At 60.9% G+C, this 15,830-nt stretch carries 11 protein-coding genes; 5 read left to right on the forward strand and 6 right to left on the reverse strand.

Features of this window, described 5'->3' with window-relative positions; all coding sequences use genetic code 11:
• Positions 1-122 precede the first annotated feature (122 nt).
• From AB4N74_RS14095 to AB4N74_RS14105, 3 genes are all read right to left on the reverse strand, one after another.
• Complete coding sequence (locus tag AB4N74_RS14095; protein ID WP_460100860.1) at positions 123-4,592, reverse strand: hemagglutinin repeat-containing protein; 4,470 nt, start codon at positions 4,590-4,592, stop codon at positions 123-125.
• Positions 4,593-4,689: 97 nt separating this feature from the next.
• A complete protein-coding gene (locus AB4N74_RS14100; protein ID WP_460100863.1) occupies positions 4,690-6,417 on the reverse strand; it encodes a ShlB/FhaC/HecB family hemolysin secretion/activation protein in 1,728 nt (575 codons plus the stop codon).
• Between the two features lie 108 nt (positions 6,418-6,525).
• A complete protein-coding gene (locus tag AB4N74_RS14105; RefSeq protein WP_460100865.1) occupies positions 6,526-7,659 on the reverse strand; it encodes an MFS transporter in 1,134 nt (377 codons plus the stop codon).
• A gap of 98 nt (positions 7,660-7,757) precedes the next feature.
• On the opposite strand from AB4N74_RS14105, the gene AB4N74_RS14110 reads away from it, so the two are divergent.
• The 3 genes from AB4N74_RS14110 (at position 7,758) to AB4N74_RS14120 (ending at position 11,317) form a co-directional block, all read left to right on the forward strand.
• A complete protein-coding gene (locus tag AB4N74_RS14110; RefSeq protein ID WP_460100867.1) occupies positions 7,758-8,522 on the forward strand; it encodes an AraC family transcriptional regulator in 765 nt (254 codons plus the stop codon).
• Between the two features lie 96 nt (positions 8,523-8,618).
• Complete coding sequence (locus AB4N74_RS14115) at positions 8,619-9,728, forward strand: HlyD family secretion protein (protein ID WP_460100870.1); 1,110 nt, start codon at positions 8,619-8,621, stop codon at positions 9,726-9,728.
• Entirely contained in the window at positions 9,725-11,317 is a 1,593-nt protein-coding gene (locus tag AB4N74_RS14120) for a DHA2 family efflux MFS transporter permease subunit (RefSeq protein ID WP_427120291.1), read from the forward strand. Before AB4N74_RS14115 ends, AB4N74_RS14120 begins: the two co-directional genes overlap by 4 nt.
• Positions 11,318-11,454: 137 nt before the next feature.
• Here AB4N74_RS14120 and AB4N74_RS14125 read toward each other — a convergent pair whose 3' ends face one another.
• On the reverse strand, positions 11,455-11,895 hold the full coding sequence (locus AB4N74_RS14125) for a carboxymuconolactone decarboxylase family protein (RefSeq protein WP_093433813.1): 441 nt from the start codon (positions 11,893-11,895) through the stop codon (positions 11,455-11,457).
• Positions 11,896-12,081: 186 nt separating this feature from the next.
• Here AB4N74_RS14125 and AB4N74_RS14130 point away from each other — a divergent pair, with 186 nt between their 5' ends.
• On the forward strand, positions 12,082-12,381 hold the full coding sequence (locus AB4N74_RS14130; RefSeq protein ID WP_093433811.1) for a hypothetical protein: 300 nt from the start codon (positions 12,082-12,084) through the stop codon (positions 12,379-12,381).
• Between the two features lie 186 nt (positions 12,382-12,567).
• Here the strand turns inward: AB4N74_RS14130 and AB4N74_RS14135 are convergent, their stop codons facing one another.
• Positions 12,568-14,139 carry a sensor domain-containing diguanylate cyclase gene (locus AB4N74_RS14135; RefSeq protein ID WP_460100875.1) on the reverse strand — a complete coding sequence of 524 codons (1,572 nt, stop codon included), beginning with the start codon at positions 14,137-14,139 and terminating at the stop codon, positions 12,568-12,570.
• 351 nt (positions 14,140-14,490) lie between these two features.
• A complete protein-coding gene (locus AB4N74_RS14140) occupies positions 14,491-15,156 on the reverse strand; it encodes a ribonuclease T2 (RefSeq protein ID WP_320337513.1) in 666 nt (221 codons plus the stop codon).
• Between the two features lie 165 nt (positions 15,157-15,321).
• Here AB4N74_RS14140 and AB4N74_RS14145 point away from each other — a divergent pair, with 165 nt between their 5' ends.
• Entirely contained in the window at positions 15,322-15,792 is a 471-nt protein-coding gene (locus AB4N74_RS14145; protein WP_320337512.1) for a hypothetical protein, read from the forward strand.
• Positions 15,793-15,830 lie beyond the last annotated feature (38 nt).

Consider the following 15,830-nt stretch of genomic DNA (forward strand, 5'->3'; position numbering starts at 1 on the left):
GCTCGCGAATGCGGTTCACCAGTCACTTACTGCATTGACTGAATGGACGCTTTCGCGAGCAAGCTCGCTCCCACATTGTTCGGTGGTGGATGGCAGATCTGGCACATCCACTACCGTTTGTTTTAGCCTTTTTCGTCGATCCCGGCTTGCAGGGTCTGGGTGTCCAGATGCCCGCTCAGGGTGACCGGGCCGACTTTCAGGTTGCCGTTTTCCAGGGAAACCTTCGGTGCGTTTTCCTCAGCTTTATGCGGCAGATCAAGGCCCGCTTTCACGCCGTAGTCACGGTTACTCAGATCCGTGCTGCTGACCTTCGAACCACCCAGATCGACCTTCTCTTGCGGCGCCGAAATCCGCGCGCCGGTCAGTTGCGTGGCGCCGCCGACTGCGAGATTCACGCTTTGGTTGGCACTGATCCCGGAGGCCTGCACCACGCTGTCCTTATGCGCGTACTCACCCTGCGCTTTCAGCGTTGGTTTGTAGTCGGTACCGGCAAGTTTCTCCTTGTCACTCGGCGGGTTTTTCTTCGCGGTCAGGCCCAGATCGACATCGACCTTGGCGTGGTTGCTCGAGTCTTGACGGCTCTCGACGGTCAAATCACCCGCGACCTTGCCGCTGACAGTTTTCGCGTCAATCCGCGCACCCTCCAGCAGTGCATCAGCGGCGCTGTTCAACACCACGCTGTCAGCCTTGATCTGACTGTTCTGCTGGGTGCTGCCCTGCAGGTAATCCACGCCGACTTTGGCCCCAGCGTTGAAGCCGTGATCGCTGCTGGCCTTCTCATCTGCGGCGGTCGGGGTTTTGCTGCTCAGGTTGCCGCCGGCGTTGAGCGCGACATTCCAGTTATTGCGGTGGTCGGTGGACTGCGCCGATTCCTGCACATAGCCGCCCTTCTGCGCGTCGATGCTGACGTTCGGTGCGCTGACCTGAGTGCCTTGCAGGTGGATCGAATCACCGCTCAACACGATGCCGTTCTGGCTGTTGATCTGGCCACCGCTGAGGGTTTTCGAATCCTCGTTGACCCGACCGATATTGAAATTACCACTCAGATTGCCGCCCTGATCACGACTCTTCTCGCTGCTGGTTTTGCTGCCGCCGCCCTTCAAACCACCGCCGAGATTACTGCCGCTGGCGGTGTGGGTGTCGGTGGCTGCTTGCAGATCAAGCTTGCCGTCGGCGTGCAGATCGATGGCGCCCGCGCTGTCGATTTTCGTGCCTTGCTGCAGCTGATTGCCGCCGCTGCTCAACTGCACCGGACCGTTGCCGCTGATGCTCGCAACGTGAGCCTGGGTGTCAGTGCTTTGCTTGCCGGTGTGATCGAGCTGGAAACCGGCGCCGAGATCGACGTTGGTGCCATCGGTACCCGGCAAGGTGCCGACCGTCAGCGAGCCAGTGCCGCGCAGGCTGGTGTCATTGCTGGTTTGACGGTCATTGGCTTGATTCAGCGCCAGGTCACCACCGGTGTTGATGCTCACACCACCCTGCCCGCCATCGAAACGGCTGCCTTCGAACTGCGCATCGCCGCCGATCTTGATGTTCACACCCTGGCTGCCGGCATAAGCGCCGACGACGGCGGTGGAATTGTCCTTGCTCGACGCACTGCTACCACCCGCGCCGCTGCCAGCGACGTTCACGTCTTCGCCGGTCTTGGTGTAGACGCGCACGTCGACCTTGGCATCCACCGCGTTAGCGCTGCTGTTGTGCGTGTTGCTCGCAGCGTCGGCAAGCAGTTTGTCAGCGCTGATGTTCACTTGGCCGGCGCTGGCGTTGTATTGCGTGCCTTGGTCATGCAGCGTGCCAGTGGTTTTCACATCGACGGTGCCGCCATCAAAACGGCTGACCACGGCGTTGCTGCTCTGCTCGGTTTTGCTCGCGTTGCCGTGACCGACCGCAACGTCGATACCGACATTCGGCTGACCGAGGTTGGCCAGTGCGTCCTTGTCCGGCACCTTGCCGTTGAGCACATCCTTGACCGCGCCGGCGATCGGCCGAGTAATGTCTTTGTATTCGACGTTGGCGCCGATATCCGCCGACCAGTTGCTGTCATTGTGCGTGCTGCTGTCAGTGTTGCTGGCCGCACGGTTGTCGATCTCGTTGGCGGCGACGCTCAGACCATTGCCGGCCTTGAGTTGTGCGCCCTCGGTAGCGAGTTTGTCGGCATTGATGGTCAAGCCGCCGCTGCTCTGCACACTGGTGGTCTGTGCGGTGGTTTTGCTGGTGGAATCCTGCGCTGTGCTGTGGGCGAAATCGACGCCGCTGCCAGCACGGTCGAGACCGCCGGTGTAGTAGAAACCACCGCCGGTGCTGGAGGTGTCGGTGGAGGTTTTGTGGCTGTCAGCTTCGGCCAGCAACGACACGTTTTGGCCGCTCAATGTCGTGTCGCCAGCGGTGGATTTCACCTCTGCGCCTTTGAGCGTAACGTCACCGCCCGCCTTCACCTGCACACTGCCACCGCTGAGGCTGGAGCCCTGCTGGGTGACGTCGTTGCGAGTAACCGTTTGCTGTTTGTCCTCGTAATGAATCCCGGCGCGATACTGCTCTGGCGTTTGCTCTTTGGCGTACGCATCGAAGCCACGGGTTTGCTTGGTGTCAGTGCTGTCGTGAGTGTTCTGCGCCGAATGCACATTGACGTCACCCGCTGCGTCGGCCGTCAGCGCACCGTCAGCCTTGACCGTCGAGCCAGCCACCTCGATGTCCTTGGCGCTCTTGAGCTTGAGGTTGCTGTCGGACACCAGTTCGCTGCGCACGGTGCTGCTGTCTTTACTGTTCTGCCGCGACTCGTCCTTGGTAATGCCGAAGAATTTGCTGTCCTTGTCGTGGTTGTTGCTGTGCGAGGTGTCCTGCACACCATCGATCACCAGCGAACCCTTGTCGCTGATCACGCTGGCGTCGCTGCCGCCGCGCACCTGGCTGCCGCTGATGCGCACGTCGTCAGCCTTGACGATCAGTTTGCCGGTGGCGTTGATTTTGCTGCCCTGATGCTGGGTCTTGCCCTTGTCGGCATCGCCGGTCTTGCCGAAGAAACCACCGCCGACCAAATCACCCGAATAGCGATTGTCGCTGCTGCGATTAGTCCGTGTGGCGGTGGCGATTTCCACTTGTTTGCCGCCCAGTTGCAGGTCGCCGGCGCTGCTCAACTCGGCGCCTTCGGAGCGCAACAGCGCGGCGGTTTGCAGGGCGATATTGCCAGCCTTCAACTGGCTGGTGACGCTGCGCTGTTCTTCGCTGCTGCTGTTCCAGTCGGCTTTCCACAGGTGTTTGCGGTGGTTGCCTTGATCGGTCTGCGTGTGGCTTTCGGTAGCGGCAGTCAGGCGCAGATCGCCAGCGCTTTGCACGCTCAGATTATTCGCGGCTTCGACTTTGGCGGCTTTCAGTTCGGTGTCTTTGCCGGAGGCAAGTTTGGCGTCGCGGCTGGCAATGATCTGGCTGCCGTGCTGACGGGATTCGCTATCGGTCTGGGTACGGTCGTAGGTTTCCCAGGTGATGCCGATGGTGCTGTTGTTCCAGTTTTCGCGCTTTTCCTGAAGCTTGCGGCTTTCGACCGTGGACAAAGTCAGGTTGCGTTTCGCCTCGACGGTGACGTCGCGAGCGCTGACATCGGCAGCGGCCAACGTCAGATCCTTGCCGCTGTGCAAGCCGACGTCGCCCTGACTACTGCGGATACCGGCGCGGGTCACGTCGAGGCTGTTGGCCACGGCTTCACCGCTGACACTCAAGTCACCGGCCGAGCGAATCTGCACGCCGTCACGCCCGGCGACTTGCACCGCGCCCACCCGCACGCCCGCGCCTTCGGCGGTGCTGACAATATTGATGCGACCGGCCTGCATCGCGCCGAACAGGCTGGCGTCGATGCGTTGATCAGACGTGTTGCCCGCCGGATCCACGGCTTTCACCTGACCGCTGGCGTAATCCACCTGATTGCGTCCCACCGTGAGGTTCAACTGATCGCGTGCAGTGATCGCGCCCTGGCTGTCGATACGCGGCGCGATGAGGTTGATCGAGCCCTCACCGTTGCGCAGGCCACCGCCCCGAATCTGCAACTGACCGCTGGCATCGCGGCTGTTCAGACTTTGCAGTTTGCCGTCATTCAATTCCGGGCGACCGACCACCAGATTAGCGTTCGGCGTGTTGATGAAACTGCCGCCATTGACCGAGATGCCGTTGGGGTTGGCCAGCACATAATCGGCTGCGCGGCCGAAGATTTCCTGCGCACCGTTGATCGCGGACGGATTGCGACTGATCACTTCGTTGAGGATCACGCTCGCCGCTTGGCCTTGCAGTTGCGGGTTGGCCGCCAGTTGCCCGGCCAGTTGCGACTGCCCGGCCTGCAAGGCGTTGTTCAGCACCAGGCCTTGGCGGTCGACGTTGTAGTCGAGGAACTGGTTGTGCGACAGGCCCGAACCGTTGGGCGCGACGATGTTGACGATGGGCACACCGCCCTGGGTCTGCAATTGCGCGGTGCCGCCGGGCCCCGGTGCGACCACGACGCCGCCGGCCATCGCGCTCGGCAGGTGCACGGCGAAGAACAGGCTGGCAATCGCCCAGCGCAATTTGCCCCGAGGGGAAAGATGAAATGCAAAGGTGTGTGCTGGCATAAAAACGTCTCCATGTGAGTACGGCATCACGTTGCGCGTTTAGTCTTAGCCGTGGCTGACGCGCTCAGATCCGACGGCTGTTTGTTCACTGCGTTGTTCAGATTTGCAGGCCCACGCGCATTAGCCAGGTTTCAGGCTCGTGCTGCAGACCGTTCGGGGTGTTGAGGGCGCGCTGGTAATCGACGTCCACTTGCAGGTTCTTCCAGCCCAGATTCAGACCGACACTGGCACCGCTCAGGCGTTGCCCCTGCGCACCGTGATCAGCCTTGATCCAGCCATGGTCGAGGCCCACCCGCGGGGTGATCTGCAACGGCCATTCGCTGCGCAGCGGCAGGCGCAAGGTGTTGCGCCAGATCGCGCCGCTGGCGCCGGAGGCACTGCTGACCCGATAGCCGCGCACCGCCGAGTCGTCGGTGCCGAGCAACTGTTCGATGGCCGGCAACGGGTCCGGGCTGTACTGCAAATTGAGTTGGCTCTGCCATTGCCAGGCCTGCGCGCCGAACTGACCGTTACGCCATTGGCTGAGGCCGGCGCGGTACTTACGAAACTGCGCTCTGGGCAGGTTATTGATCTGATGTTGCGAGTCATCGTCGGCGCCAAACCAGCGCAAGCCTTGGGCGTAATTGACGTCAAGGTTCCACACCGCGCGGTCGAGCCAGAACAGATTGAGCCCGGCCTCGGCCACGGTCAGGGTCGGGCTTTGAATGCCAAGGCGAACGTCTTGCAAGTAGCTGTCGACATCTTTGTGCGCCAGTTGCAGGTTGGCGCTGAGCTGACGGCTCTGGTCGCGCCACAACACACGGTCGGCGCGCAGGCTGACCTGATCGGTGATGCCCGTGCTATGAAAGGTCACGCTCGGCAGTTTGAACGGCGCGCGATATTCGGCGTGGCTGGCGAACACGCTGTAGGTCCAGTAGCCGTAAGGGATCGCGTAATACAGGCTGGCGTTGCGGCTGTAGCGGTCACCCTGATTGAGGGTGTCGCTGGCACTGAGACTCAACAAGTCGTTGAGTTGCAGTGGGCTGTCGAGGCTCAGGCTGAAGGTGTCGCGATCACGTCCAGTGCTGGCGCTGCCGAGGTTGTCGAACCCCGCGTTCAAGGCCCAGCGCGAGTGCGCAGAGGTGCGCGACCGCAGGATGATCCGCGAGGCACCGGGCTGGCTGCCGGGGGCGATGTCGGCGGTGAGATCGATCGAGCGCAGGCGATTCAGTTGATCGAGGCCCTGCTCCAGATCGCGCAGATTCAGCGGCTCGCCGAGCATGTCTGGAAACGCGCCTCCGAGCGACACCGGCAGGCTCTGATCGGCCAGTTCGATGGACTCGATGTAGCCTTCGTCAATGCGGATATCCAGCAACTGCCCCGCTGCCGGTGCGCTGAGCAGATACGGACGACTGGCGATGTACCCCTTGTCGACGTAGCTCGCGGTGATGGTGGCCAGCAGATGATTGATCTGGCCGACGCCCATGCACGGCGCCAACAACGGTTTGATCTGCGCGTTGAGCTGGTCGCTGTCGATCAGCGTGACGCCGCCGATGCGCGCACCGCTCAACGGCCAGCAACGTTCATCGGCGGTGACGGTTGGCGGGATGGCCGGGGTGACCGGCGCCGGGCCGAACGCGCCGCGTTCCAGTTGCCGCTTTCTTTGCTCAAGTTGCAGTTGTTGCAGATCGCGCTGCTGCTGTTGCTGCTGGCGCAGCACTTCCTGGCCCGGCGCGACAGGTTCGGCAGCTTCAATCGAGGAGGCACAGACACTCAACACAAAGGCCGACAACAGCGGGCAGCGCGTGGAACAACGACGAAAAACAGCGCGAAACGGAAACGGCACGCAACTTCCTTGCGATCATAAAATGGCGTAATGCCATGTCATCAATGATCGTGATAGTCGGAGCCATCCCACACAAAAGCAAGACGCTTCCTACAGCGCTTACATTTCTTAAACAATTGCTTTGCCTGGCTTTATTGTCAGCAGCAAGGCCACGGCGCTGCACGTTATCAGGGTTTCCCCGAGGGCCTGAAACCAGCCGGCGAGCATCAGCCCGGCGCCGATCAGCAGGTAATACATCAAGCCCAACAACGCCCCGGCAGTGCCCAATCGATCAGCGTAATCGGCCAGGGCCGAACCGAGAATGTTCGGGATCGCCAGGCCAAACGCCAATACCACCAACAGCATCGGCAGGACGAACGCGACACTGTTCTGCAGCGACCACACGCCCACACCACCGAGCAAGGCGATGCCAGCCGCGAGGCGAATCAACTGCAATGCCTTGAACCCGGCCGTCAATAAACGCCGGTTCAGCCATGCTCCAAAACCTGAGCCCAGCGCAAGGATCACACCGCTGTAGCCGAACCCGCTGGCTTCCACACCCAGCCGCTGAAACATGAACGGAGCGAGGCTGTAATAGCTGAACAGCGCCACGTTGAATGAGGCGATCCACAGCGCCGAACGCCAGATTCCCGGGTCACGCAACATGCGCCCGAGGGTTTCGAACAGACCGACATGGCACGTTGGCTGGGACCGGGTTTCCGCCAAGGTGTACCAACTCCACAGCCACAACAGCGTTGCCAACAACAGCAACGCGCCAAGCACACCGCGATAACCGAAGGCCTGAACCAGACTAGCCCCCGTGAACAAGCCAAGCGCCGGGCTGGCCGCCAACGCGATGCCCACCAACGAAAACACCTGCGCCAGTTCGGCGCCTTTGAAGCGGTCGCGCAACACGGTCTGCGTAACCACCGAACCCACCGCCGCACCGAAGGCCGCCAACATCTGCGTCAGTAACAAGCCGTTGAAACTGCTGACCCGCAGGCCTGAAAGCGTGGCAATCGCATAGATGGCCAGGCCCGCGAGCATCGCCGGGCGCCGACCGATGCGATCACATAAACGCCCCCACACCACCACCCCGACGGCAAACGCGAGGAAATACACCGACAACGTCTGCGCGGCGGCTTGCGGGCCAACGTTAAACACCCGCCCGATATCACCGAGCGCCGGGCTGTACAGGGTTTGCGCGATCTGCGGAAACATCAGCAGCGCAATCGCCAGCCACAAGAAATGTCTGTTGTTCATGCTTCATCACTCCTCTCATAAACCGCCGAGGAGTTTAAGAATCGCTGACTGGCGTATTATCCAGATCCTGCCAATTTATCGCTGAAACCGGACAACCCATGGCTTGGCTCGACGCCCACGCAACGTTTGATGCAGATCGCTATGACGCACCAGTGATCGGTATCGCCTCGACCTTGGGCGATCACGATTCCGGTCTGCACCGTCATCAACGCGGCCAACTGCTGTACACGCGCCAAGGCTGCACGCGGATTACCCTGGCGCAGCAACTGTGCCTGCTGCCGCCGTCGCGGGCGGCGTGGATTCCACCGGGTGTCAGCCATCGCGCGGTGATGCAACAGAGCGTCGACTACCGCTCGATCTACTTGATCCCCGAGCTGTGCGCTGCACTGCCGCAGCAGGTTTGCGTGATTGAAGTCAGCCCGCTGTTGCGTGCGGTGCTGGAACCGATGGCGCTGGCGGATTTCGCCAGCGATTGGCAGCAGGGCAAACTCTCCCACCTGCTCGGCCTGTGTCTGAGCGAAATCGCTGAAGCGGCGCAGCAACCGATGCTGCTGCCGTTACCTCAGGACAAGCGCCTGGCACCACTGCTGAAAACGCCTGAACGTCTGCCCCCGGAGTTGCAAGTGCTGGAGCAGCAGGTCGGCGCCAGCAGCCGCACCATCGGGCGAATCTTCCAGCGCGAAACCGGCATGAGTTATCAGCAATGGCGCCAGCAGTGGCGCTTGATGCGCGCAATGGAATTGCTCGCCACCGGGCGCAGCCTGAGTTACTGCGCGTTCGAATCGGGTTTTGCCAGCGACAGCGCTTTCATCGCCTTCTTCAAAACCATGACCGGCAGCACACCGGGCCACTGGCTCAAGTGAACAACTGACGATTGGCACCAGAAATAATTTGCCACTAAATATTACCTGCGTCATATTACAGCCGTAATAACGATCCGCTTACGCAGGTAATCCGCCATGACCAGCATGCCCACCCTCGAACCTGTTGTGGTAAAGACCATGCCGTCCCTGCTTAAACGCGTTTTGCTTCCGGGCGTCGGATTGCTCGCGCTGATCTTTGCCGGTATTTACGCCATGCACTGGTGGGGCGCGGGGCGTTTTCTTGAAGAAACCGACGATGCCTATATTGGTGGCGACGTCACGGTGATCGGGCCGAAAGTCGCCGGTTACATCGACGAAGTGCTGGTCACCGACAACCAGCACGTGAAGGCCGGCGATGTGCTGATCCGCCTCGACGCCCGCGACTATCGCGCCAACCTCGCCAAGGCCGAAGGCGCCGTTGCCGCCGAAGAAGCCCTGCTGGCCAACCTCGACGCCACCGAACAACTGCAACAAGCGGTGATCGGTCAGGCCCGCGCCGGCATCGACGCCGCTGGCGCAGAAACCGCACGCTCGCGGGATGACAACGCGCGCTACAAACGCCTGGTGACGACCAATGCGGTGTCGGTGGAAAGCGCACAACGCGCCGACGCGACCTTCAAAACAGCGCAAGCCCTCAGTGCCCGCGCCCAGGCCGAACTGCTCGCCGCGCAACGCCAACTGGCGGTGATCGATACGCAAAAACAACAGGCCCGCGCCGCCCTTCAACAAGCCCGCGCCGAACGTGATCTGGCGCAACTGAACCTCGGCTACACCGAACTTCGCGCGCCGGTCGATGGGGTGATCGGCAATCGCCGCGCGCGGGTTGGCGCTTACGCTCAGGCCGGTTCACAACAGTTGTCCGTGGTGCCGGCCAGCGGCTTGTGGGTCGATGCCAACTTCAAGGAAGACCAATTGGCGCGGATGAAACCCGGGCAGCGCGTAAGCATCCGTGCCGACGTGCTCTCCGGCCAGGAATTCCACGGTCGCCTCGACAGCCTCGCCCCCGCCACTGGCTCGCAGTTCAGCGTGCTGCCGCCGGAAAACGCCACCGGCAACTTCACCAAAATCGTCCAGCGCGTGCCGGTGCGGATCCTCCTCGACCCGGCTGACGGCGTACTCGGCCACTTGCGTCCGGGCCTCTCGGTGACGGCAGAAGTCGACACCCGCGCGCAACCGGAAACCAGCGCCGTGGCTGTCGCGCCATGAGCACCACCCTCGCCGCCCCGGCGCAGCCATTCAACGCGGCGGACATGGCGACCGCGACCAAGGTGTTCGCCTTCGCGACCATGTGCATCGGCATGTTCATTGCGCTGCTGGATATCCAGATCGTCTCGGCGTCGCTGCGCGATATCGGCGGTGGGCTGTCCGCCGGCACTGATGAAACCGCATGGGTGCAGACCAGTTACCTGATCGCCGAAATCATCGTGATTCCGCTGTCGGGCTGGTTGTCGCGAGTGTTCTCCACGCGCTGGTTGTTCTGCGCTTCGGCGGTCGGTTTCACCCTCGCCAGCCTGCTCTGCGGCGTCGCCTGGAACATCCAGAGCATGATTGCTTTTCGGGCGCTGCAAGGTTTTCTCGGCGGCTCGATGATTCCGCTGGTGTTCACCACGGCGTTCTTTTTCTTCACCGGCAAACAGCGGGTGATCGCTGCGGCAACCATCGGCGCCGTTGCGTCATTGGCACCGACCTTGGGACCGGTGATCGGCGGCTGGATCACTGATATTTCTTCGTGGCACTGGTTGTTCTACATCAACCTGGTGCCGGGGATTTTCGTCGCTGTAGCGGTACCGATGCTGGTGAAAATCGACCAGCCGGAATTGTCCCTGCTCAAGGGCGCGGACTACCTGAGCATGGTGTTCCTCGCGCTGTTTCTCGGCTGCCTGGAATACACCCTCGAAGAAGGCCCGCGCTGGAACTGGTTCAGCGACCAGACCATTCTGACCACGGCGTGGATCAGCGGCCTCGCGGGATTGGCCTTCATCGGCCGGACCTTGCACGTGGCCAATCCGATCGTTGATCTGCGCGCCTTGAAGGATCGCAATTTCGCCCTCGGCTGCTTCTTTTCGTTTGTCACCGGCATCGGCCTGTTCGCGACGATTTACCTGACGCCGCTGTTCCTCGGCCGGGTACGCGGCTACAGCGCGCTGGACATTGGTCTGGCGGTTTTCTCCACTGGCGTGTTCCAGATCATGGCGATTCCGCTGTATGCCTTTTTGGCCAATCGCATGGACCTGCGCTGGATCATGATGATCGGTCTGGGTTTGTTCGCGGTGTCGATGTGGGAGTTCAGCCCGATCACCCACGACTGGGGTGCGGGGCAATTGATGCTGCCGCAAGCGTTGCGCGGGATCGCCCAGCAACTGGCAGTGCCGCCAGCGGTGACGTTGACTTTGGGTGGGTTGGCGCCCGCACGTTTGAAGCATGCTTCGGGTCTGTTCAACCTGATGCGCAATCTGGGCGGGGCGATTGGTATTGCGGCGTGCGCGACCATTCTCAATGACCGCACCAACCTGCACTTCACACGGTTGGCCGAACACTTGAACAGCAGCAATGAAGCGATGAATCAGTGGCTGTCGCAGGTCGGCGGCAACCTGGCGAATCTGGGCCAGAGTGGCGACGTCGGTGTCACCGCCAGCCTGCGCCAGTTGTGGCTACTGACCTACCGCGAGGCGCAGACGCAAACCTACGGCGACACCTTTCTGATGATCGGGGCGTGCTTCGTTATCGCCACGGCGATGGTGCCCTTGATGCGCAAGGTGCAACCACCGGCGGCGCCGAGTGCGGATGGGCATTGATCCCTATTTTCTGGCCATGCCCAATTCCCCTGTGGGAGCGAGCTTGCTCGCGAATACGGTGTATCAGGCAACAATTTAGCGACTGATACATCGCTTTCGCGAGCAAGCTCGCTCCCACAGGGGTTATGCGTTGAGGCTTAAGCTTGTGGGGTTTTGCGGAAACCTACGGCCAAACGGTTCCAGCTATTGATGGTGCTGATCGCCACGGTCAAATCGACCATTTCTTTCGGCGTGAATTGCGCCGCAACCACGTCGTAATCTTCGTCCGGTGCGTGGGTCAGGCTCAGTTGGGTCAGCGATTCGGTCCACAGCAGCGCGGCGCGTTCGCGGTCGCTGAAGAACGGCGCTTCCCGCCAGGCGGTGACCGCGAACAGCCGACGCGGGGTTTCGCCGCCCTTGATCGCATCGGTGGTGTGCATGTCGATGCAGAACGCGCAGCCGTTGATTTGCGAAGCGCGCAGTTTCACCAGTTCGATCAGGGTCTTTTCCAGCGGCAGTTTGGACACCGCCGTTTCCAAAGCCATCATCGCTTTCAAGGCGTCTGGGGAAGCGGTGTAGAAATCGGCACGAGGTTGCATGGTAGCTCCGGGTAGCAAGTGAATGTGTGGTTACGTTAGCCCTCACACCCGGTCCGGCAAATAGCCAATATTGCCGAAGATCAGGAGGCCACTCGGTTTCGCTGCTGACCGCTCGTCAGCCACCCGGCACCAAGGGTTCTGCGCGTCAGACCAATATCAGGTACAGACCCCTTGTGGAGACGGATCATGATCACGCGCAAACTCACTTCGCTATTACTCGCCGGGCTGCTGGCCACGGCATCGACCGCGAGCTTCGCCGTCAACGACGGCGCTGACGCTACCGGCACCAAATCCGGCGGACCGACCAGCACCACCACGCCGCCAGACAACACGCCGGGCGCGCCTTCCGGTGGCAGCGGGTCTTCGGGGATGGGTTCCGGGACTGGCACCAATGGTGGCGCCAGTGGTTCTGGTTCGGGGGCTGGCGGCGGCACAGGTTCGGCAGGTGGCGGGACTGGCGGTGCGGGCGGTGGCACAGGCGGCTGAACGAACAAGAGCCATCCGTGGTGAAAACCCTTGATTGTTTGGGTATTCACATAACCTTGGCCTGATGAAAATCCCTGTGGGAGCGAGCTTGCTCGCGAAGGCGGTGGATCAGCCAACATTTTCATCGCCTGACACTGCGCTTTCGCGAGCAAGCTCGCTCCCACAGGGTTTGTGCCAGGTTTTGGATCAGCGGTCCGAGCGCATCAATTCGGCCAGGCCGCTGTCCAGCGACAACACTGCCGCACGATTACGCCCGGCATTTTTCGCCTGATACAGCGCCGCATCGGCGCGCTGGATAAACACTTCCAGGCTGTCATTGCCGCTCGGGATAAATGAATAGCAGCCCAGACTCACCGTCAGATAACCGGTCGGCGAGCCGCTATGGGTGATGTGCTTGTCGATCACGCTGCGTCGAATCTGCCCGGCAATTGCCAGCGCGCCGTTGATGTCGGTGTCCGGCAACAGCACCGCAAACTCCTCGCCACCGTAACGTACTGCCAGATCGGATTTGCGCTGACAGCACGCCCGCAGCACCTGAGCAACCTGGGTCAGACAGTGATCCCCGGCGACGTGGCCATAGGCGTCGTTGTAGCGTTTGAAGAAATCGATATCGAGCATGATCAGGCTGACCGGACTGACCTGCCGCGCGCCCCGGGCAAATTCGATCTCCAGCGAACGCTCGAACAAACGTCGATTGGCCAATCCGGTCAGGCTGTCGTGGGTCGCAATCTGCTCCAGTGCGCGCTGGGCCTTGCGCAGGTTTTTCTCGATCCGTTCGCCGTCGCGCACCTGATGAATGAACACCCAGCCAAACAGGCCGACGCCGAGAATCACCAGCGCGACAATCACACTCGACTGGAACGCACGCTCGTACCAACCCTTGAGAATCGTGTCGCGCGAGGTCGCAGACGACACCACCAACGGATACGCCGACAAGCGTCGATAACCGTACAAACGCACAACACCATCGACCACCGAATTGATCATCGCCGTGCCGGCCGCCGCCTCGGGCAGCAACGTGCGATAAATCCGTCCTTGCGCCAGCGACGTGCCGATCAGGCTCTCATCAAACGGACGGCGGGCAAGCAAAGTGCCGTCGCTCAAGCCAAGAAACATGATGCCTTGGTCATCGAGGCTGAAGCTTTCGAAGAAGCGGTCGAAGTACGACATCTTGATCCCGGCCAGCAACACACCCTGAAAATTGCCGGCGTGATCATTGACGCGTTTGGAAATCGGGATGATCCACTCGCCGTTCTCGCGGCTGCGAATCGCCGGGCCGATGTGCGCCAGCGTCGAAGCGTTCTGTTGGTGGAATTTGAAATACTCGCGGTCCGCCACGCCATTGCCACGGGGCAGGTCAGGAAACGAGGTAATCACCCACTGCCCATCACGATCGAACAGGAACATGCCGTGCAACTGATCGAGTTGCTGCACGCGCCGGGCGAAGGTTCTCTGCAGACGCGGCTTCTGCGCGGCGCCGTAACCGTCCTCCTGAATCCAGTCGACCAGGCTGGTCATCACCAGATCGGCAGCCAGAAACGTGTCCTCGGCCTGCTGGGCCATCGCCCGGGTCAGGTTGCTCGACGCGACTTTTGCCACCGCCAGATCCTGGCGTCGCGACTGCTCCAGTTGCAGGTACAGCAAACCGGACAGGCACAACCCCACCGCAACGATAAACAGCACCGCCGCTTTGCGTAGCGGCAGGCGTTTAAGGGTGCCTCCGGGGGCCTGATGTGGGTCGTGAATGGGGATAGGCAAAAGCAAGTCCTGGGCAGGTACGACAAGGGCGCCAGCAGGGAAACCCTTATGTTTGTGAGCGTAGCCCACCGGAATCTACGGGGCAAACGCCCCGCTCCCGCCTAGGTATATCGGCGCGCAGCGAATTTGGATGATCGCTGTTCGCAGATTTATTTTCGATGCCTCTTTAGGGTTAGTCAGTTGTGAAGGCGTGTGAGCAGTTTGCAGCGCGGTCTGGTGGAGTTTTTGCGTGGGGAGTTGGGGGTGGATGCGCGGGAATTGACCTGATGACCCAGGCCTGTCGAAACCCTGTGGCGAGAGAGCTTGCTCGCTCGCCACAAGTTTAGTGTTCAGCCGATCAGTTCTGGCACATCAACGCGACGGCGGCACGCGAATATCCCCCGCCCGGCACTGGGTTTTCACGCCCTTGCCACACGCGCCGAACTGCAAATCCTTGCCCATGCACACACGCACTTCCGACAGTTCCGGGCCGCTGCAAATGACAGCGATGCCATCTGCCGGGATCCCCGGGTTGGCCTTGCGGAACAGGTCGGCAATTTCCTGAGCTTCGAAGTAATAGGAGCTGCTGAACGGTTGCAGTTCCTGCGGGATTTTCACCGCCGCCACCGCTTTGTCCGCTTCATCCAGATAGCCCATCGCGCCGAGGCCGCTGCAGGTGCCGTGCTTGGACCATTCGTGGTCGAGCAGTTTTTTGGTCGGGAACAGCGTCAGGCCCTGGCTGGTTTGCGCCGCGTTCAGCGTGGTCAGCGGTGGACAGGACTCCGGCCAGCCACCCTTGGCGTATTGCGGCCACAAACCGTGAAGCACGAAGCCGTAGCCCTTGCCCGTGCACTGCGAGTCATCTTTGTGCGTCAAACAAAAGGTCGGCGACCAGGACAGCGCCAGCAGGTAGTAATCGAACACCCCCGCCACCGATTCTGCCTGGGCCTTGCTGGACTGTGACTGGCGCGCCGAACTCAAACCGATGCTACCGGCCGTCAGCGCAATCACCGCCAAAATTGTAAACAGCTTTTTCATGTACCCACTCCTTTGGGACGCCTGCGTCCATGGTTTTTGATCCTGACCGACTTGGCCAGCACTGATTTCGACACGCTTGTGTTGCAAGCGCATGACGCAAGGCAAAGCCGTACGCCGTTGAAAGGTCTACGATTAACAGGCAGCCACCAAACCAAGGGAACCAAAATGAGTAAAGCAGACGAACTCGCCGCCAAACTCAAACAAACCCGGCATACCCACGCGGATGCGGCACTGGAAATCGATTGCTGGCCTGCTCAGGTGTATGACTTGTACCACCGCATTGAGGCGTGGTTGCAGCCCGTCACCGAAGTAGGACTGAAGATTCGGCGAAATCCTACGCATGTTTGCGAAACTTCACCGGATTGTGAGGCGCATGACTACGCAATTGATCAACTGGTGATCGAGGCCAATGATCGAAGCCTGACATTCGATCCCATTGCGCGATTTACCGAGGATGGCGCCGGGCGGGTGCAGATCATCCCGTCAGCCACGGACACCTATCTGCTGCGTACCGTGGATGAGCACGGTGAAAGCCATTGGTGGATGCAGTCGATTGAAACCGGGCAGCAGTTGGATGCCATTGCGCTGACGGAAAATAATCTGTTGTTGGCGGTGCAGGAAGGATTGGGGCTTTAAATTCTTTCCATCACGAACAACTCAGAAAAACAGACCAA

It is taken from the genome of Pseudomonas sp. H3_C08 (assembly GCF_054669455.1).